20 protein-coding genes and 1 pseudogene are annotated in these 17,988 nt (G+C 43.8%); 8 read left to right on the top strand and 13 right to left on the bottom strand.

Going from position 1 to position 17,988, the window contains the following annotated elements:
* Positions 1 to 152: 152 nt before the first annotated feature.
* Together H525_RS0107120 and H525_RS0107115 are read left to right on the top strand one after the other, a co-directional pair.
* Entirely contained in the window at positions 153 to 992 is an 840-nt protein-coding gene (locus tag H525_RS0107120) for a DUF1835 domain-containing protein (protein WP_027415652.1), read from the top strand.
* Between the two features lie 168 nt (positions 993 to 1,160).
* Positions 1,161 to 1,412, top strand: coding sequence for a hypothetical protein (locus tag H525_RS0107115; RefSeq protein WP_245590418.1), 252 nt, complete (start codon positions 1,161 to 1,163; stop codon positions 1,410 to 1,412).
* Between the two features lie 226 nt (positions 1,413 to 1,638).
* Here H525_RS0107115 and H525_RS0107110 read toward each other — a convergent pair whose 3' ends face one another.
* Both H525_RS0107110 and H525_RS0107105 read right to left on the bottom strand, forming a co-directional pair.
* Positions 1,639 to 2,478: a 1,4-dihydroxy-6-naphtoate synthase gene (locus H525_RS0107110; protein WP_027415650.1), complete on the bottom strand. Its 840-nt coding sequence runs from the start codon at positions 2,476 to 2,478 to the stop codon at positions 1,639 to 1,641.
* On the bottom strand, positions 2,475 to 3,149 hold the full coding sequence (locus H525_RS0107105) for a futalosine hydrolase (RefSeq protein WP_027415649.1): 675 nt from the start codon (positions 3,147 to 3,149) through the stop codon (positions 2,475 to 2,477). The genes H525_RS0107110 and H525_RS0107105 overlap by 4 nt, the downstream gene beginning before the upstream one ends.
* 522 nt (positions 3,150 to 3,671) lie before the next feature.
* Here H525_RS0107105 and H525_RS0107100 point away from each other — a divergent pair.
* The gene (locus tag H525_RS0107100; protein ID WP_027415648.1) at positions 3,672 to 4,499 is read left to right on the top strand and encodes an aldo/keto reductase; all 828 of its coding nucleotides are present in this window, start codon (positions 3,672 to 3,674) and stop codon (positions 4,497 to 4,499) included.
* Between the two features lie 18 nt (positions 4,500 to 4,517).
* Positions 4,518 to 4,708, top strand: a pseudogene (locus H525_RS28460) (hypothetical protein); the annotation flags it as partial.
* Between the two features lie 31 nt (positions 4,709 to 4,739).
* Here the strand turns inward: H525_RS28460 and H525_RS0107095 are convergent.
* From H525_RS0107095 to adh, 9 genes are all read right to left on the bottom strand, one after another.
* Complete coding sequence (locus H525_RS0107095; RefSeq protein ID WP_027415647.1) at positions 4,740 to 4,964, bottom strand: DUF1128 domain-containing protein; 225 nt, start codon at positions 4,962 to 4,964, stop codon at positions 4,740 to 4,742.
* A 93-nt stretch (positions 4,965 to 5,057) separates the two neighbouring features.
* Positions 5,058 to 6,077 carry a HoxN/HupN/NixA family nickel/cobalt transporter gene (locus tag H525_RS0107090; protein WP_035100282.1) on the bottom strand — a complete coding sequence of 340 codons (1,020 nt, stop codon included), beginning with the start codon at positions 6,075 to 6,077 and terminating at the stop codon, positions 5,058 to 5,060.
* A gap of 220 nt (positions 6,078 to 6,297) precedes the next feature.
* The gene (locus H525_RS0107085; protein WP_027415645.1) at positions 6,298 to 7,719 is read right to left on the bottom strand and encodes an amino acid permease; all 1,422 of its coding nucleotides are present in this window, start codon (positions 7,717 to 7,719) and stop codon (positions 6,298 to 6,300) included.
* 250 nt (positions 7,720 to 7,969) lie between these two features.
* Complete coding sequence (pssA, locus tag H525_RS0107080; protein WP_027415644.1) at positions 7,970 to 8,461, bottom strand: CDP-diacylglycerol--serine O-phosphatidyltransferase; 492 nt, start codon at positions 8,459 to 8,461, stop codon at positions 7,970 to 7,972.
* 165 nt (positions 8,462 to 8,626) lie between these two features.
* On the bottom strand, positions 8,627 to 8,818 hold the full coding sequence (locus H525_RS0107075; protein ID WP_155837177.1) for a hypothetical protein: 192 nt from the start codon (positions 8,816 to 8,818) through the stop codon (positions 8,627 to 8,629).
* A gap of 113 nt (positions 8,819 to 8,931) precedes the next feature.
* Positions 8,932 to 9,951 carry an NADPH dehydrogenase NamA gene (namA, locus tag H525_RS0107070; protein ID WP_027415642.1) on the bottom strand — a complete coding sequence of 340 codons (1,020 nt, stop codon included), beginning with the start codon at positions 9,949 to 9,951 and terminating at the stop codon, positions 8,932 to 8,934.
* Between the two features lie 118 nt (positions 9,952 to 10,069).
* Positions 10,070 to 10,372: an ArsR/SmtB family transcription factor gene (locus H525_RS0107065; protein ID WP_027415641.1), complete on the bottom strand. Its 303-nt coding sequence runs from the start codon at positions 10,370 to 10,372 to the stop codon at positions 10,070 to 10,072.
* 58 nt (positions 10,373 to 10,430) lie between these two features.
* On the bottom strand, positions 10,431 to 10,808 hold the full coding sequence (locus H525_RS0107060; protein ID WP_027415640.1) for a DUF779 domain-containing protein: 378 nt from the start codon (positions 10,806 to 10,808) through the stop codon (positions 10,431 to 10,433).
* Between the two features lie 77 nt (positions 10,809 to 10,885).
* The gene (gene adh / locus H525_RS0107055) at positions 10,886 to 12,406 is read right to left on the bottom strand and encodes an aldehyde dehydrogenase (protein WP_027415639.1); all 1,521 of its coding nucleotides are present in this window, start codon (positions 12,404 to 12,406) and stop codon (positions 10,886 to 10,888) included.
* Positions 12,407 to 12,759: 353 nt separating this feature from the next.
* On the opposite strand from adh, the gene H525_RS23115 reads away from it, so the two are divergent.
* Genes H525_RS23115 through H525_RS29385 form a run of 3 tightly spaced genes read left to right on the top strand, consistent with a single transcriptional unit; the run spans position 12,760 to position 14,892 of the window.
* Positions 12,760 to 13,908: a glycosyltransferase family 4 protein gene (locus tag H525_RS23115; RefSeq protein ID WP_051330863.1), complete on the top strand. Its 1,149-nt coding sequence runs from the start codon at positions 12,760 to 12,762 to the stop codon at positions 13,906 to 13,908.
* Positions 13,895 to 14,698, top strand: a complete 804-nt coding sequence (locus H525_RS0107045; protein WP_027415638.1) for a HipA family kinase — start codon at positions 13,895 to 13,897, stop codon at positions 14,696 to 14,698. Before H525_RS23115 ends, H525_RS0107045 begins: the two co-directional genes overlap by 14 nt.
* Before the next feature lie 53 nt (positions 14,699 to 14,751).
* Entirely contained in the window at positions 14,752 to 14,892 is a 141-nt protein-coding gene (locus H525_RS29385; RefSeq protein ID WP_155837176.1) for a hypothetical protein, read from the top strand.
* Between the two features lie 538 nt (positions 14,893 to 15,430).
* Here H525_RS29385 and H525_RS29380 read toward each other — a convergent pair.
* Complete coding sequence (locus H525_RS29380) at positions 15,431 to 15,559, bottom strand: hypothetical protein (RefSeq protein ID WP_425387661.1); 129 nt, start codon at positions 15,557 to 15,559, stop codon at positions 15,431 to 15,433.
* Between the two features lie 246 nt (positions 15,560 to 15,805).
* Entirely contained in the window at positions 15,806 to 16,819 is a 1,014-nt protein-coding gene (locus tag H525_RS0107035; RefSeq protein ID WP_035100279.1) for an RpnC/YadD family protein, read from the bottom strand.
* Between the two features lie 441 nt (positions 16,820 to 17,260).
* On the opposite strand from H525_RS0107035, the gene H525_RS0107030 reads away from it, so the two are divergent.
* The gene (locus tag H525_RS0107030) at positions 17,261 to 17,866 is read left to right on the top strand and encodes a hypothetical protein (protein WP_027415635.1); all 606 of its coding nucleotides are present in this window, start codon (positions 17,261 to 17,263) and stop codon (positions 17,864 to 17,866) included.
* Positions 17,867 to 17,988: the final 122 nt, after the last annotated feature.

The raw sequence follows: 17,988 nt of genomic DNA, 5'->3' as shown, positions 1-17,988 counted from the left end.
TCGGACAATTGACGTGTCAAAAGACACGCCTTGTCCGAAGCCGATTCATCTCATGACGGAAGTCACGAGTGTTCTCGGCTAATTCATAAAAAAAAAGAGAAATAAGTGGAACTGAAAAATATTTTATAGCTACAGTCGAGGAGGAAAATAAAATGACACATATTCTGTTTGGGCCTTCTCCTTCGGGCAGTTTAAAAGTAGCCCTAAAGGATTTACGTGTAGATAAAAAAGAACGTGTCATTTCATTTTGGGAAATGTTCTCTGTAGGTCCAATCTGGCAGTTACATGAAGTGATTGGAAAAGAAGCCAGATTTGATTGGATAAAAAATAGTATGAATAATGAATATGATGAGTTTTATGAATATAAACAAAAATTTCAAAGGACTATCAATCAGGTAACATCCATTCCAGAAGGCGAACCCATTATCATATGGATTGGTGAAAACTCCCACGAGCAGACTGGATTACGATATGTTCTGCATTTATTAAAGGACAAAACCAATGAAATCAAAGTGATTAATACTACCAAGACGTATGCTGAGCATTTTAACCGACCTGATATAAAGTTCGCTGTACTGCATACAGGTGAAATACCACCTGAGAAACTCCAAGTAATTTATGAGCAGAGTAAGCAGAAACATCCTTTGTCACAGCTTGAAAGAGAGCGATTTGAACAAGAATGGCTCAACCTTGCGGACAATCGTGAAGCATTAAGGATTTGGCGGAACGGAAGAATACAGAGCGTTCCTGAAGATTATTATGACCAATATATTATAAACAGAGCTAAAAAGCTACATAGCAAACAGAAGACGAAGGACTTTATGAAATCAGCGAGACTAATCGGTGAAGTGCTTGGTCATTTAGAACAGTATGTAGGAGATGAGTTTTTGGAATATCGGCTAAGGAAGCTGATTGAAAAAGGAGTTTTCGAGGTAGAAGGCAGTCTTGAAGCTATGCGATTTTATAGTGTAAGATTGACTCTTTTTCGATGATGTGAATAATATGAGCGACTTCTTTTTTGACGATCCCCTTTCTTGATATGTAAAGCGTAATTTACATGGAGTAGCACTTTTGCTCGGCCGACATATGATGATAGCAAGTAGATAACAATGTTTTGTGCAATTATGCAAACGTTATCATCATGTGAAAGGAAGGGATTTATGATGTACTGGATCATATGGGCGGTAGTTGGTGTCGTTTTCTGGGGGATCATGAACTACTGGATTACAGGCCAAGTAGCTGGTAAAGGCTGGTGGGCATCGCTGATTGCCACGCTGATAGGCAGCTGGCTGGGTGATTTCCTGCTGGGTGATTGGGTCTGGGTCATTGCCGGCTTCAATGTCATTGCCGGGGCAATAGGTGCTATCGTATTTAATTGGCTATGGAGCTTGGTACGCGAAAAAATGTACTAAGACACATGGCCATAGAAAAACAAAAGTTTTGTTTTCCAAAAGAATCACGACCGCTTTGTACTCAGCATAAAAGGCTCCTACTGATGTGAATAGGAACACATCATAGGAGCCTTTTATGCTGATAGGAAAGCATTCCTATCAGCATAAATGCAACGAAGGCCAGCGCTTCCGTCTTTGGAGTGGCGCTAGACAAGTTTTCTTTTCAGGTCCACTGTCGTCCGTCGCGTCAGCGCAGCGCCGCTACGTCCACTTTCGGCACAAGACCTTCTTCCGCCGCCCGGTTGAGCAGGGCGGTTACCGCGGCGTACCCGTCTTCGCCCAGATTGGCAGTGAACTTGTTCACATACAGGTCGATGTGCGCTTGTGCTACTTCAGGGGCCAACTCTTGAGAATGGCGCAGCACATACTCCCGCGAGACCTCCGGGTTGGCCCACGCGTATTCAACCGACGCCCGAATCCAGTCGGAGATCGCCTCCAAATCCAGCGACCTGTGGGCGATGATTGCTCCGAGCGGAATCGGCAGGTTAGTGTCGGATTCCCACCAGCTGCCTAAATCAACCATGAGGTTTAGCCCATACGAGTGGTATGTAAAGCGCGCTTCGTGGATTACCAGTCCGGCATCGACCAGGCCATCGCGTACCGCAGGCATAATTTCGTTAAACGGCATAATCACAATTTCACCCACGCCTCCGGGGACATTCTGGGCCGCCCACAGCCGGAACAGAAGGTAGGCGGTTGAACGCTCACTGGGTACTGCGACACGCCGGCCGGTCAGCCACGCTGGGCGGTTGGTATCGGACGCATCGGTTTTCGTAAGTACCAATGGACCGCAGCCTCTGCCCAACGCCCCCCCGCATGGAAGCAGAGCGTACTCGGACAGTACCCACGGCAGAGCCGCGTACGAAATCTTAAGCACCTCAGGCCCGTTGGGGTTAGCTGCCAAACTGTTCGTGATATCGATATCTGCATACGAGACGTCAAATTTTGGCGCGCCGGGCACTAACCCGTGTACCAAGGCATGGAAAACAAAAGTGTCGTTAGGGCAAGGAGAGAAAGCAATTCTCATAGTAACACCTCCAGTAATACTGAGCTTGCTGATTCTAGCATGGTTAGAGCTTCTTCTATACGCCATGCGGCCCGGTTACGCGGGCCGACCGGGTTCGAGATAGCCCGGATTTCCAGGATTGGCACGCCGTGATTATGGGCTGCGATAGCCACGCCATAACCCTCCATCACCTCGGCGGTCGCCCCGGGCACACGTGAGGTCAGTTCTAAGGCGGTCGCCACGGTACCTGTCACAGTCGATACAGTAAGCACCGGGCCAGTAGTGACCGGCAGTCCAGCCGCGTGCAGCGCCTCCGTCACCCGGGCCACCAGGGTAGCATCGACTGGGAAGCGGGTGGAGCCGAACCCCAGCTTGTCCAAGCTGCAGAAACCTTCCGGGGTCTCTGCTCCCAGGTCGGCAGCGACGATTTCGTTCGCGACCACTAGAGAGCCCACTTCAGTTCGGCCCACAAAGCCGCCCCCGATTCCAGCACTGACTACCAAGCCATACTCGGCAGATGCCAATGCCGTGGCTGTGCTGGCTGCGGCAGCTGCCGGACCCACACCTCCCGCGAGGACATCAAATCCGTTGGCGTTATGAAGTCCACGCAATACAGCGTCCCTCTCGGCCGAGACTGAGGTCATCACGAGAACGCGCTTTTTCGGTTCCTGCTGTCTAGAGTTTGAAGTCATAGGCGTTTTCGTAGTTACATTCAAGTCCATTATTAGAATCTCCTTTATTTTTTTCCACAAGGACTTTACTCGAGGCATAGGTGTATGCTGTATCGTTTGGTAAAAATACTCAATAGTTTACCCGACCATTATCATCGTTTGAAATACCTAAAACGCGGCAGAGACTTTCATACCGACTAAAATAACACCCTTACTCAAAGGTATCTTGATTTTAACTCCATGTAAAGGGATAAGTCTTAACATTGTCGTTGTAGGTGTGATAACTGGTGTTGTCATACCGGTCTTTGTAAAAAGTTTGGTTAGTGAACGTTAACCATATAGAAAGAGTGAAATTGTTTGAGGAATCGTATTTTTTAGTATAAAATGGTAGTTGGGGAAGTTATTCCTTTAGTTTTTTCTTTCTACAAGGGTTCAGAGTTCTATAAAGCGATTGCGTTAGAGGGCACTTTGGGATGTACGAGTATTCATGTAATTAAAATTTATTACCAGCAAAAAAATTTAATGTATGGAGGGTTCGTAATGATTAAAAATTTGCAGGACACTACAACATTACTTAATGGGGTTAACATGCCTGGATTTGGTTTAGGCGTATGGCAGGTTAAAGAAGGAAATGAAGTGGTTAATTCTGTTAAATATGCTATTAAAGCAGGATATAAAAGTATTGATACGGCAGCCGCTTATAAAAATGAAGCAGGTGTAGGGCAAGCCATTAAAGAAACAGGAGTTCCCCGTGAAGAATTATTTATCACGACTAAAGTATGGAACGCGGACCAAGGGTACGAATCTACGCTAACGGCATTTGAACAAAGTACGAAGAAACTGGGTGTTGATTATGTTGACTTATATTTAATTCATTGGCCTGTAGCGGGTAAATACAAAGATACATGGAAAGCACTCGAGAAATTGTACAAGGATGGAAAGGTACGTGCAATAGGTGTAAGTAACTTCCACCAACATCATTTAGAAGATTTACTTGCCGATGCAGAAATAACGCCTATGGTTAATCAAATTGAGCTTCATCCGTTATTGACTCAAGTCGAATTAAGAGAGTTTTGCAAATCAATAGGAATGAAAGTAGAAGCATGGTCTCCACTAGGCAGTGGAAAAATACTTGATAACCCGGTTATTAAAGAAGTAGCAGAGAAATATAATAAGACGGTTGCACAAGTTATTTTACGATGGGACATTCAACACGATATTATTACCATTCCTAAATCAACAAAGGAAAATCGTATTATTGAGAATGCTGACGTTTTTGACTTTGAATTATCAGCGGAAGATATGGCTAAAATTGATGGATTAAATAAAAACGAACGCACAGGCCCAGACCCTGACAACTTTAATTTTTAATGATATGACTACAATTTGACAACCGTTAATGACTTTGGCCAAATCATCTCCGAATTAAAACAAGGGATGGAGATTGCAGAATCGGTAAATGACGAGACAACTGGCGATATGCTTTTGGCCATTCAAGTTTGGAAAAACACGTATGGATGTTAAATTCTTTTTTGGTAAATAAATACAAACCCTTCCGGGATTACCGGAAGGGTTTTTAATAGCAACGGTATGGTTCATTAATTATTTCCATTAGGATTTACGTAAGCTTCCCAATTCCGTAACAATGGCTTCCATTTCGCTTATACTGAAAGAAGCTTTTTTCATAACCATATCATAAATATCCTTTAAGTCTTCGTATTGTTCTTCATCAAAGTGGGAAGGTTTAATGGCCGCAACGTTGACCACTTTTAATTTGTTTTTGATTTCTTCAATCATGTATTCCACATTTTCTTTCGACTTCTTAGTTAAATCCATTTCCTTCATCCTTTCGGCTTGGCAAGATGATTTTATTTTACCATGTACATAGGGAAAAAACCTTTTCGAAAGAGATAATGAGTAAGTAAATTGTTACTGGCCCCATCGCTCTTCAATTCTAAACCACTTCCAAACGCAGTACGAAACTCCCCAAACACAGACAAATAAGGCGACGAGTATGTATCCCAATGCACCAAGGTTTAAATCCTGTATATATAACCAGAAGCCGCCCGTTAGACCTAACTGGGGGACAACGATTTGTGCAAGTTCCACCAAACCGATCAACAGAGCGGAAAGGACAGATATCGCTGTCACGGTTAGGTTGTAATAAATTTTTCTAACAGGATTATTTAACGCCCATCGGTAGCTTGTTGTCATGAATACACCGTCCGCTGTATCCAGCAGACTCATCCCCGCTGCAAATAAAATAGGTAGAGCCAGGATTCCCGATAGCGGCAGTGCGTTTTTCACCGCTCCGGCCGACATGGCTAATAGTGCGACTTCACTGGCGGTATCGAAACCTAAACCAAATAGAAACCCGAGTGGGTATACGTGCCAGCTCTGATTAATAAAGGCGTATAGTGGCCGAATAAATCGTGATAAAAAACCCCGTGATAGAAGGAGGCTATCAAATTCTTCTTCCCCGTACTTTTTCCTTCTCATTTTGAGAAAGGCTTGAGAAATATTTTTTAATATAATAAGGTTAACTAATCCGATTAAAAGAAGAAAAATGCCGGATACAAGCGTGCCGATAATTCCGCCAACTTCTTTCAGATATGGCAATTTGTCATGCACCCATTGCACGGAAAAAGCGGTACAGACAGCGAGCAAAAATACGACTGTTGAGTGGCCGAGCGAAAAGAAGAATCCTACTCCTGCTGGATTTCGGTTCTGCTGAACGAGTTTTCGCACGGTGTTGTCAATCGCAGCGATATGATCGATATCAAAAGCATGCCGTAAACCAAGCGTATAAGCTAAAAAGGCCATTCCTAAAAAAAGCGGATGACCATGTCTCACTGAAAGAATGCCCGTAATACCGATGAGATGAAGAAAGCCAACAACAAAAAAAAATTTAACCGTTCCGTACCTTCTGTCCACACTCTTTGTACCCATTCCTTCTATCCTCTCTTTATTTTCTTTTAAAAGTTCCTGCCATTTTTAGCGGCTATCATTCTACTATTAATATCATCTCTGATCGACTCATCTGTGTAAAGCATACGTTCTTAAAATAAGAGCATTCTTTGTCCGATTATAAAAGAAAATAAAAAGGCTTATTGCTCTGGCTTCACCAGAGCAATAAGCCGATCACCAAGCTTTGCTTGTTTTATACCTTCTATTTTACAATTTCTACTGTACTGGATTGTTCCAACGCTGCCGCGCTTTCATTTTTTTTATTTAGCCCTTTGACATAGTAGAATACGATTAAAAGAACAAACCACAGCGGGCCAATATAAAGGGCGATCCGTGTATCAGGGAAATACGCCATCAGGACTACTACAAGCACCAGGAAAGCGAGAGTCACATAGGAACTGAACGGGAACATCGGCATTTTATATTTCAAGTTTTGCGCAGCTTTTTTGGACAGACTCTTACGGTATTTAATCTGTGACAGGAGAATAACCGCCCACGTCCAGATCGCTCCGAAGGTACCGATGCTGGTTACCCATGTAAATACTTTGGCCGGTACTACATAGTTAAGCAGAACGCCGATTAGCAGAGCACCTGCTGATACAAGAATCGCACTACTTGGTACGCCTGACTTGGATAACATACCTAATTTAGCTGGAGCTTCGCCCTGCTGTGCAAGGTTAAACAGCATGCGGCCCGTACTAAAAATACCGCTGTTGCAAGAAGATAGGGCAGCAGTCAATACAACAAAGTTAATAATGCCAGCGGCATACGGAATACCGATTTTATTAAAGGTCATAACGAACGGACTGCCGCTCTGCGGGCTGATTTGATCCCACGGATAAATAGACATAATGACGAATAAAGCGCCAACATAGAAAATCAGAATTCTCCAGAAAACACTATCAATTGCTCTCGAAAGATTTTTCTGCGGATTTTTTACTTCTCCAGCCGTAACACCAATCATTTCAATCCCAAGGTAAGCAAACATAACCATCTGCATCGACATGAGAACACCGGTAATCCCATGGGCAAAAAATCCGCCGTGGCTCCACAGGTTGCTAATTCCTGTTGCGATCCCACCGTTGCCAAGCCCGAAGAAAACCATGCAGGCACCAAGAATGATCATAGCGATAATTGTAACAATTTTTACTAAAGCGAACCAGAATTCAAGTTCCCCATACGCTTTAACGGCAATCAAATTAACAATACTCATCACGACAAGTGCTGCCAGAGCCCAGATCCAGTGCGGCACGCCGGGAATCCAGAAATCCATGTATATACCGACGGCAGTGATTTCAGCCATACATGTTACTACCCATAGAAACCAGTAGTTCCATCCGGTGAGATAGCCGGCAAGCGGTCCTAAATATTCACGGGCATAGCGGCTAAATGAACCGGCAACCGGATTTTCAATCGCCATTTCCCCAAGAGCGCGCATAATGATAAACATGGCGGCTCCTCCGATTGCATAGGCAAGCAGAATCGCAGGCCCGGCTAATTTAATAGCTGAAGCCGACCCGAGAAACAGACCGACACCGATGGCAGCTCCGAGAGACATTAACGTAATATGTCTTTCTTCAAGCCCGCGATGAAGTTCAGTGCTTGTTTCATGTTTATTGCTCATAGAAATCCCCCTTTATTTTTATTCTTTATAATATTTTATTAATAAAACGCTTTCAATTGTTAAAAAAGAATAGTTAACTAAAATAACTTTCTTTTTTAACAGTATAATAGTAATTTCTTTTATACTGGTTTGTCAATAATAATAAAATAATTTATAACTGTTTGTAATTATGCACAAAACAAATTGATATATAAACAAACTAAAAGACTCAATCCCTGGGATCGAGTCCTTTAGATAAAAATACATCCTGTTATAGTTTTGGGATACGAATTGGGCTGACCATAAGTACTGCCAAGATAATAAGCAGAATGGGGCTGGAAAACGAGAAAAAAGCAAGAGCAGCAGTAATCAGGCCTGCGAGTGTAATGGGTACTCCCTTATAATAACCTTTTGTAGGGCTCACGTTAAAACGGCCAAGTCTCCAAGCACCCGCAATTGGAAATGCTACGAAGGCAAGAGTTAATAAAGCGGAATGGGCATGCATCGAGTGAACGAGAATGGACGGGGCGACTCCGAAGCTTACAATATCGGCAAGGGAATCTAATTCCACTCCCATTGGACTATCCACTTTCAGCATACGGGCGAGTTTGCCGTCGAAGACATCACACAGGGCTGCCAGAAAAATCAAAAGAGCTGACACTTTAAAAAAGCCATTCATTGCAAAAGTTATCGAGAATATCCCACACACAAGATTGCCAAGTGTGAAGACGTTAGGGATCGAACGAAGAATAGAAGCCATGATCCACCTCAGTTTACGAATAGGTTATGCCCTACCTGCCTTTATTAGCGTATAAGTGCAAGGCTATTGCCAAGTTTTCTTGAGAGAATTGTACCATATAAATGCATAAAACAAAAATAACGCCTTTCACCCATGTGCATCATTTTAGGGAAGAAAGGCGGCCTATTTTCAGGTAAGGGGGTATAACCTTTCATGGTCATCGTTCTCGGTTATCCTATAAGGGGGTACGATAGTGGACAGTAATGGTGTGCGTTTATCATCCTCCAGTTCTTCGGCACAGTTTTCACAGATGTTCATATCGATTCGTTCGAGGTCACCATGCTTGAGTTGGTAGCAGGATATACATACATACATCATCATACAACCCTCCTTTTGGATAGTATAAAAATAATTCTACATAAATTAACAGAATTTTTCAATATGCATTTTGCTGAATTTCTATGTTATTACCCATTTTTATGGCGAGCGAAACCTTACTTCCAGGCACGTTCATATTGTTTTGGAGACTCAATGGACACGCCTAATTCCTTTGCCGCCGCACGGGGCCAATATGGGTTGCGAAGCAATTCCCGCGCCAGAAAAACAAGATCCGCACGATTATTTTTCAGAATTTCTTCGGCCTGAATTCCGGATGTAATTAACCCTACAGCTCCTGTGGCAATATTTGCCTGATTACGAATCTGGTCAGAATAAGGAACCTGATATCCCGGGTACACATCTATTTTTGCGGGAACAACCGCTCCGGAACTGCAGTCGATTAAGTCTACCCCTTGTTCTTTCATCTTTTTTGCATACGGTACGTAATCATCAGGAGTATACCCTTCCTCATGATAATCATGTGCTGAAATGCGAACAAAAAGAGGCCCTTGCCATTCGGTTTTTACCGCATCGATGACTTCCCCGAGTAAACGATAGCGATTTGCAGCGTTTCCGCCGTATTCGTCCTCACGGTGGTTAGATAGGGGGGAGAGAAACTCATGAATTAAGTAGCCGTGGGCGGCATGCAATTCGATTACATCAAAACCGGCTTCTTTTGCCCGGCGTGCTCCCTCTGTAAAGGCGGCTATTACCTCTTGGATATCGGATTTGCTGGCTTCCTTCGGCGTCTTTGATTTATCGTCAAAGGGAACAGCGGATGGCGCTAAGATCGTTCCCTCGAGTTCAGCCTTTCGTCCGGCATGCGCAAGTTGGATACCTGCCTTTGCTCCATGTTCATGAATGACGTTTACAAGTTTTTTTAAACCTTCCATTTGTTCATCGTTCCAGATTCCCAAGTCTCCGTAAGAAATACGACCCTGTGGGGTAACGGCGGTTGCTTCCGTTATAATCAGACCGACCTGCCCTACCGCGCGGCTTGTGTAATGCGTAAGATGCCAGTTCGTAACTTTGCCGTCCTGTGCGGTACAGGAATACATACACATGGGAGACATAACGATTCGGTTTTTAAATGTCACATCTTTAATAGTGAGGGGAGAAAAAAGTTTCGCGTTCATAAAACCACTCCTAACATTAATATTTGTATATATACATATTTAGTTTTATCGATGTGTAAAGGTAGAGATAACACGGGAGCAGGGATATTGAAATTTATGTAAGATCCTGGCTGATTAATTAAATTTCCTTCCGAATCAAATCGACAATTTCGCGTATTTTTTCTTCATTCCTTTTATAATATGTCCATTGCCCTGCTCGTTTAGCATTTACTAATCCTACCCGTTCAAGCATTGAGAGATATTGGGAAACGGTTGATTGCGTTAATCCTGCTTTCTTTTGAATATGACTTACACATACCCCGTTTTCATAGGAATCACTACTATGCTGTGGGGGGAAATATTTTTCAGGTTCTTTTAACCATAGCAATATTTGCAGTCTTGTTTCGTTAGATAATACTTTAAATAAGTCGGTGAGTTTCATGATTTTATTATATCGATTTTTTTCGATATGTCAATTTACCTTTCTTGTTTTCTTATAATCACTGCGGGTTGATGTGACAGTTTATTATTTCGCGCTCCTCATCGGTAAATAACCGGGAACGTGTTAAAAATCTTACACCTTCCGGCCCTTCCAGAGAAAACATGCCCCCTCTTCCGGGAACAACATCGATGATAAGCTGGGTATGCTTCCAGTATTCATACTGGGCGGCGCTCATATAGAAAGGACATTCAGCAATTTCCCCCAGCAAAACATCCTGCTCTCCGATCATGAATTCTCCCCGCGGATAGCACATCGGGGAGCTGCCGTCACAGCAACCTCCCGACTGATGAAACATGAGAGGCCCGTATTTTTCTTGTAACCGTTGAATTAATTCTAAGGCCTTCTCAGTGGCCACAACTTTATTTACTGTTTTCACAAGAACACCTCCAAAAAATCCGGACATAGGGTCCGGATTTTTTGCATTTTCAATGGCACGGCAGGAGGCGGTCACTTTTAGAAAAATCCGAGCGCATCCGGGCTGTAACTGACGAGCAGGTTTTTCGTTTGCTGGTAATGTTCAAGCATCATTTTGTGCGTTTCACGGCCAATTCCGGATCCTTTATATCCACCGAATGCGGCATGAGCAGGGTAAGAGTGGTAGCAGTTGGTCCACACACGTCCGGCTTGAATTTCTCTTCCCATTCGGTAGGCATCGTTGATATCCCGCGTCCAAACGCCGGAACCTAATCCGTACAGCGTATCATTGGCGATTTCCAATGCCTCATCGAAATCTTTAAACGTTGTCACAGAGACGACCGGACCAAAAATCTCTTCCTGGAAAATTCGCATTTTATTGTGCCCTTTAAATACGGTAGGTTTAATATAATACCCGTCTTGCAGGTCACCTTCTAACGTATTTCTTTCCCCACCAATCAAGCATTGGGCGCCTTCCTGTTTACCGATATCCATATAAGAAAGAATTTTCTCAACCTGTTCGGAAGAAGCCTGCGCTCCAATCATCGTTTCTGTATCTAGTGGATTTCCCTGCTTAATGTCGGCAACTCGTTTAAGCGCTCTTTCCATGAAACGATCGTAGATAGATTCCTGGATTAAGGCACGGGACGGGCATGTGCAAACTTCACCCTGGTTTAGTGCGAAGAGGACGAAGCCCTCGATAGCCTTATTAAGAAACGCATCGTCTTTATTAAATACATTCTCAAAGAAGATATTCGGCGATTTACCGCCGAGTTCCAAAGTAACCGGGATAATGTTCTGTGACGCATACTGCATGATCAAACGGCCAGTAGTGGTTTCGCCCGTGAAAGCGATTTTGGCAATCCGGTTACTTGAGGCAAGTGGTTTCCCGGCTTCCAGACCGAATCCGTTTACAATATTGACTACACCAGGCGGAAGCAAATCCTGGATAAGCTCCATCAAGACAAGAACGGAGGCCGGTGTTTGTTCCGCCGGCTTGAGCACGATACAATTCCCTGCGGCAAGAGCGGGGGCCAGCTTCCAAACAGCCATTAAAATTGGGAAGTTCCACGGAATGATTTGTCCGACTACCCCTAGCGGTTCATGGAAATGATATGCAACCGTGTCGTTATCAATTTGGCCAATCGATCCTTCCTGAACACGGATGCAACCGGCAAAATAGCGGAAATGATCGATCGCTAATGGAATGTCAGCAGCCAGTGTTTCCCGCACGGGTTTGCCATTGTCCCAAGTTTCGGCTACGGCAAGCGCTTCCAAATTTGCTTCCATTCGGTCGGCAATTTTATTCAGCAAGGAGGCGCGTTCGATTGCGGACGTGCGTCCCCACGAGTCCTTTGCCGCGTGAGCTGCATCAAGTGCAAGTTCTATATCGTCCGAAGTCGAGCGGGCTACCTCGCAGAAAGGTTTGCCAGTCACCGGGGTAATGTTTTCAAAGTACTCTCCTTTTACCGGCGGCACCCATTTGCCACCGATAAAATTGTCATAGCGTTTTTTGAACGATACTTTTGCGTCAGCTTGCCCGGGTTGTGCGTAAATCATTGTAAAACCTCCCTCGCTAAATTTTAAATAGCAAAACATTTTTTACTCTAATTCAATAAGCAAATCGCATGCCAAATAGGAAAAGGCAAAGAAGACAGGGGGTTTTATTTATGTAAGAGTTGTTACTGTTCCGCATTGAGACGGGGTACTGTTCCAAAGCGGAACAGTAAAGTGTTCTATACCGGGACGGTTTCGTGCGGCAGACTGCCTCTATTTCAATCCAAGAATCTGCGGCTCCCACGCTGCTACGTCTTTCGTTCACCAACTAATTTCCCACAGAATAAACTTATATACAAAAGTACGCGGCAACCCCTTGACAAATTTAGGGAGGTTGGGGGAGGTAGAGCAGGAGAGTGAATCTTAATCTATGGGTATTAACAAATGAATTCAAACCATACATTATTGGCGGTCTTGGAGTTGTAGCTACTCATCTGGCATATGCATTGGGTAAATACAGATCTAACATCATAGTGGTAGCCGCAGGTACGGATTCTGGTGTAAAAATCGAACATAGCCGTGGAATCAAAATAATCCGGCTTCCTAAAAACTTAACCTATTATTCAAATAAGAAACAGTTTTTTCTTTTCCTTCCTGTTGTAAGATGGCTGCGAAATACGGGGGAGTCGATTCCGGATGTCATTCATATACACAGTGTACAATTCGCGGATGTAGCTTTTTATTATAGAGAAAAATATGGTGTTCCTCTCATTTATACCTGCCATTCGCTGGTGATGCTCGAAAAAAAGTCCCGATTGCGGGAATTGGTGCAAAAACGGCAGGAAAAACTGTTGCGAATTTCGGATAAAATTGTCGTTCCAAGTGTGTGGCAGCAAAAAAAGCTGGAGGAATTTTATCCTTACTGTATTGGTAAAGTAGAGATTATCGAAAACGGTGTAAAGGTAAAAGAACCGGGTAACACCGCGTCACGCCGCCGGCTATTGTTTATTGGACGGTTAGTAAGGCACAAAGGGATTGAAGAACTTCTGAAAGCTACCGCTATTCTCGCCCGCAAGGTACCATCTGTAAAAGTGAGCATTGTGGGAACAGGTTCAAAGAAGTATGTTGCACACTTGAAAATCCTGGCTCAGCACCTTGGCATCGACTCCAACGTCTGCTGGCTCGGTTTTCAGCCTATGGAGAGAATCGAAAGCTTCTATGTGTCCCATGGGGCTGTTATTGTGCCGAGCCACCGGGAGTCTTTCGGTATGGTAGCCATGGAAGCGCTGGCTAACGGAACTCCCCTTGTTTCAACCCGGTTCGGGGGGCTATCCCAATTTGTTTCAGGCCGGGTCGCCGAGATTATTCCCAGGGTAAAAAGCACCGATATTGCGAAAGCAGTGAGAAACATGTGGACAAAAAAGAAGATTACACAAAAGCGAATAGAAGAAGGGCGAAGGGTAGCCATACGTTACGATTGGGCAAATATCGCTGCCCGTTATCACGATCTCTTTCTATCGGTGAGATTGAATACGGGAGATGGAGGAAAAGGTGATACGAAGTAAATGGATGCTTAAAAAAGCCTGGAAAGCGAAACGGCAGGGGCAGGTATGGGTCGTTGAAAACGAGAACGGCCAGCGGGGCTACTTTAAATTTGCCACCGCAAAGCAATGGTATTACTCGGGGCCAATGATTGCCAATGAATATATTGCTCTGGCACTGGCCAAAAAACTGGGGTTTCCTGCGGCCGAACTTGTGCAGGCTACTGTAAGGGGACCGGACGGGAAGAAACAAACCGGAATCGTTTCGTTAGAGAAACCGGCGAAGGAAATTATCACCTGGCGTGAGGCCGGTGAAGAACTGCATTCCCAACCGGAACGTTTTGTGGAGCAAATCGATAAATTACGCACGCTCGTCGTATTTGATGCCTGGATTGCCAATATAGACCGTGCCCTTGGGAAAAATCTCATCCTCTTTCGCAACGATGCTAAGGAAAAATATAAGTGGTATCTCATCGATCACGGCCACACACTGTACGGGTCTCCACGAAAATGGAAGAGGGGAAAAATGGGGGCCCGGATCTGGTTGCAACTTTGGAAATATTACCATGTCCCAAAAGGATTGCAGCGTCTGCAGTCCTCGTGGCCGATATTATATGAAGAGATTAAAAAAATCGAATCAATTACGCCGTGCGAGATTGACGAAGCGTTAAATAGTGTACCCCCGGGATCTCTTCGGAAAAAAGAAAGAGCGTTTATTAAACGGCTTCTTTTTTACCGGCAGAAACGGCTGCGCACCATTATCAGGCGTTGGCTTGCTTATAAAGGAACAAAAGAGTACGGAAGCGATAAATAGTAATCGCAGTAAGTTGGTTGAAATAGTTGGCTATTTATCGAACATCGTTTATAATGGGAGTAAGAATAAAGCATGTGCTGGAAATTGGAGTAGGCACTGGGAATCTAACGGAGCGGCTGCTTCGAAAAGGATGGAATGACAAGCCAACCACTAAACAGGTATGTCTGGCTGATGGTAGCGAAAAAAACCGATAACTAATTCTTAAAAGACAATACTCGTATGCGTTTACTATAGAATGGGAATCATGTTTTTGTCCCCAGCTCTTCTAATCGAAGGGCTTTTTTTGTTTCCTATAAACAAACGGGAAAAGCACTACACACCAAAAAAACGAGAATAAGTTAATTGTTAATATTTCATGAATGATTCAGTATTTTCTTTGAAAATAATTTATATGGGAAAAAATATCTGATATGATTTTTAGTACTTTTAAGGAAAATTATAACTTAAATGTAATAGTTTTAAAGAACTAGGCTTGTAGTTGTGAAATAACAGGTCCTTGGATTCAGTATGCTTTTTATTTTCTAGCTGTATATGATCGTGGGAATGCCTTTTGGAATCGTTTTGCTTGCCGTTATGCCGATGCTGGGCTTTGTTTCACCGAACCTCTGGATTTTGTATCAGGCAAAAGAACAGAGGCGCTTTCTGAATTTATTTTCCCCTATGAACATAAATTCCAACTGTTTGTTAAAGTCTACCGGAATACAAAGTTTATGGTTGACAAAAATCGTTAGGTTACCCATCGACCGTATTGCCATTGATTTTACTGGAGCGTATTGGAAGTTCTTCAATTCCTTCATGCCCCAGATATGCCACTTCTACGGAGTGAGAATGTACACGAGGGAGAAGGGATTCGTCTATCATATCATCAATACAGGAAAGCGCTTACTGCACATTTCCTACAAGTTGGCTTTTTCTCCAAAGGCACAAAAACATACCTTGCGAATCGAAGCGTCCCCCCAGTCACTGGTGGTAACGTGCCAGTTTATAGAGGTTGTTTGAACAAAAAACAAAAGGGGAGACTTTCTACGTTTCCATTGCCCGAATCTCTTTAGAAACCAGGAATAGAAAAGAAAAATCACCCTACCACCGGGCGATTTACTTCTTTTGTTACTGCAGCCGTTTATCTTCTGCTTGTTTAGAAAGCGTTTCTTGTATAAAGCCTTTTACTTCCTGTAACGATTGGGCTACCGTGACTTTCAGCAATAATTCGTTGATATGTTCATCCTTGACCAGTTTCTGTACATCTTCCTGCACGGCTTTGGCAGCTTCCCCAAACTTAGCCTGCAAAAGCACATGGATTGCTTCTCGTTTTCCTTCCTGCCTTCCTTCCTGCCTTCCTTCCTGTCTCCCTTCCAATCTTCCCTCTTGTCTTCCCTTTTCATGCCAGGACGTTGTCAGTTCCATAATTCGTACCTCCTCGTCAGGATCAAGCTTTTGCAGCTCCATGCGTAAGTGTTGTTCTTCTTCCTCATTCAATTGCAGGTAGGTTTCAAAAAAGCCGGTAAGCAGTGTCATCCGAGCCGAGTCTTGTTCGAGCCGCACCAGCATGCGGAGAAATTCTTTTTTGACTTCTACTCTTTCTTCGGGTGTGTACCCCATTTTGCTCAGCAGGGCAGCCGCTATCGGATTGTCCTGCTGAATGTAGTCACGCCAGTTCTTGCGTTTCAGTTCAACTTTTAAGAACTGAAATGTCATCACATTGAAGAAAGGGAAGGAGATTTTCAGCTTATCGGGTTCTTCTTTGACTTTGTCGTAGCTGAAGATGGCGATAGGCAAGATACGTCTGCGATATTTTTCATACAGACGGCTGAAATAAATGAACATCCGGTCGTGGAAGGCTGTCTGTTCGTACGATTGTGGCTCGACATGAATAATGATGAGACTTTCTTCTCCCTTCAGGTGCGTTTCCACGAGAAGATCTACGCGCCGTTTCTCTCCCTTCAGAATATCCGTAAACAGCTCTTCGGATAAGAAAGAGGTATGTTCAAAATCAATGGCTTCATACGCATCAGGAAAGAAGAGCGCCATAAACTCTTCAAAAAATGTTGAAATCAGTTCCTTAAACAAACGGTCATGATCTATGCGGTTTTGACTATCAGAGAGGCCTTCGTCGTTTGACATCAGAATTCCTCCATAGGTACGATTTTGTTTCATTATATCATGCTTTTCCAAAGACAAATATCCGAGAAACATCCAGGCTTCGACTATATTGATTACTTAGTACAAAGCAGGAAAGGGGTAACGTGCCAGTTTATATATACCATTCGGAAGGTCATGTGGTAAGGGCTAGCCACCTAAGCATCCGGTCTGAATCCGTGGGAGTGGCTGCAGGGAATATGGAACTCTACGGTGAACGTTGTTGATTGGGCCTGGAATGGGATAAGCACACTGGCGCTTGGATCCTTTTTCAGCCGGATAGGCTCGGCTTCTTTTTCATCAACAAACTGTTATGTACGCCCTTAAAAAAAGCTATAATCTATAGTATGCGATTGCGGCGCAGAATGCCCGTGAAGATGAGGCCAACAGGAAAAAGATGATCAATCGTACCTAGGAGATGTCGTTATGTTTGATCCGACGATTTTTGAAAATGTTAAAGTCGCGCTCGAAGGCGCGGTTTATGATTTTGATTTTTCTGGGGATATTCTTGTTACATCACGCCATGATCGGGTCGATCTGGCGTTGATGTCACGGGAATACCGTATCGGTTTTCGGCTCAAGGAACAACTTCACGATGAGTTGAAAGAAGGGGCCGATATTGCCGATATGGTGGATACGGCGGATATGCTGGATGCAGTCGATACCGTTCCACATCGAACGAAAGCCGAGATGATTCTATATGCGACTGCTAAGGATTTATCCGGTGAAATTCTTGAACTTTCGACAAAAGGGAAAGAAGGGTTTGGCTGTACCGTAACGATTCGATTTATTAAGGAAATCGATACAGTGGAGCAGTGTGAACAAATTGATGAATGGTTGAACGAAATTTGGTCCTATCGGCCGCTTATTACGCAGAAAATCTCCTTTTTCTATGAGCCGCAGAAAAAAAAGAAGAAAAGGTATGAAAATACGATCACGCTCGATTTTGGCAGGAAAATCAACGAGGATAATATCGGAGATTTATCGAGCCTCCTTACATATACCATACATACTCTTCGCAGATTAGTCTGAACAGGCGATCGGATGAAAAAAAGAACCCATTTGTTAAAAGAGGTTTTTCCGTATCAACCTTTTCCCGCTGCCAAGTCTTCTGCTTTCAAGGGCCTTTTGCTGCCCAACCTGTTTCTCTAGGC

The sequence above is a fragment of the Aneurinibacillus terranovensis DSM 18919 genome (assembly GCF_000430625.1).
GTDB lineage: Bacteria > Bacillota > Bacilli > Aneurinibacillales > Aneurinibacillaceae > Aneurinibacillus_B > Aneurinibacillus_B terranovensis.
This window is presented reverse-complemented; position numbering and strand designations above follow the sequence as displayed.

Bases quoted from the DNA above. Each gene is read 5' to 3' on its own strand.
- namA (WP_027415642.1), bottom strand. From the start codon at position 9,951: ATGAACGCGAAACTTTTTTCTCCCCTCACTATTAAAGATGTGACATTT.
- H525_RS0107105 (WP_027415649.1), bottom strand. From the start codon at position 3,149: ATGACTTCAAACTCTAGACAGCAGGAACCGAAAAAGCGCGTTCTCGTG.
- H525_RS0107035 (WP_035100279.1), bottom strand. From the start codon at position 16,819: ATGTCAAACGACGAAGGCCTCTCTGATAGTCAAAACCGCATAGATCAT.
- H525_RS0107120 (WP_027415652.1), top strand. From the start codon at position 153: ATGACACATATTCTGTTTGGGCCTTCTCCTTCGGGCAGTTTAAAAGTA.
- H525_RS0107115 (WP_245590418.1), top strand. From the start codon at position 1,161: ATGATGTACTGGATCATATGGGCGGTAGTTGGTGTCGTTTTCTGGGGG.
- H525_RS0107075 (WP_155837177.1), bottom strand. From the start codon at position 8,818: ATGATGATGTATGTATGTATATCCTGCTACCAACTCAAGCATGGTGAC.
- H525_RS0107090 (WP_035100282.1), bottom strand. From the start codon at position 6,077: ATGGGTACAAAGAGTGTGGACAGAAGGTACGGAACGGTTAAATTTTTT.
- H525_RS0107030 (WP_027415635.1), top strand. From the start codon at position 17,261: ATGTTTGATCCGACGATTTTTGAAAATGTTAAAGTCGCGCTCGAAGGC.
- H525_RS29385 (WP_155837176.1), top strand. From the start codon at position 14,752: ATGGGAGTAAGAATAAAGCATGTGCTGGAAATTGGAGTAGGCACTGGG.
- H525_RS0107110 (WP_027415650.1), bottom strand. From the start codon at position 2,478: ATGAGAATTGCTTTCTCTCCTTGCCCTAACGACACTTTTGTTTTCCAT.
- H525_RS29380 (WP_425387661.1), bottom strand. From the start codon at position 15,559: ATGATAGACGAATCCCTTCTCCCTCGTGTACATTCTCACTCCGTAGAA.
- H525_RS0107095 (WP_027415647.1), bottom strand. From the start codon at position 4,964: ATGGATTTAACTAAGAAGTCGAAAGAAAATGTGGAATACATGATTGAA.
- adh (WP_027415639.1), bottom strand. From the start codon at position 12,406: ATGATTTACGCACAACCCGGGCAAGCTGACGCAAAAGTATCGTTCAAA.
- H525_RS0107085 (WP_027415645.1), bottom strand. From the start codon at position 7,719: ATGAGCAATAAACATGAAACAAGCACTGAACTTCATCGCGGGCTTGAA.
- H525_RS0107065 (WP_027415641.1), bottom strand. From the start codon at position 10,372: ATGAAACTCACCGACTTATTTAAAGTATTATCTAACGAAACAAGACTG.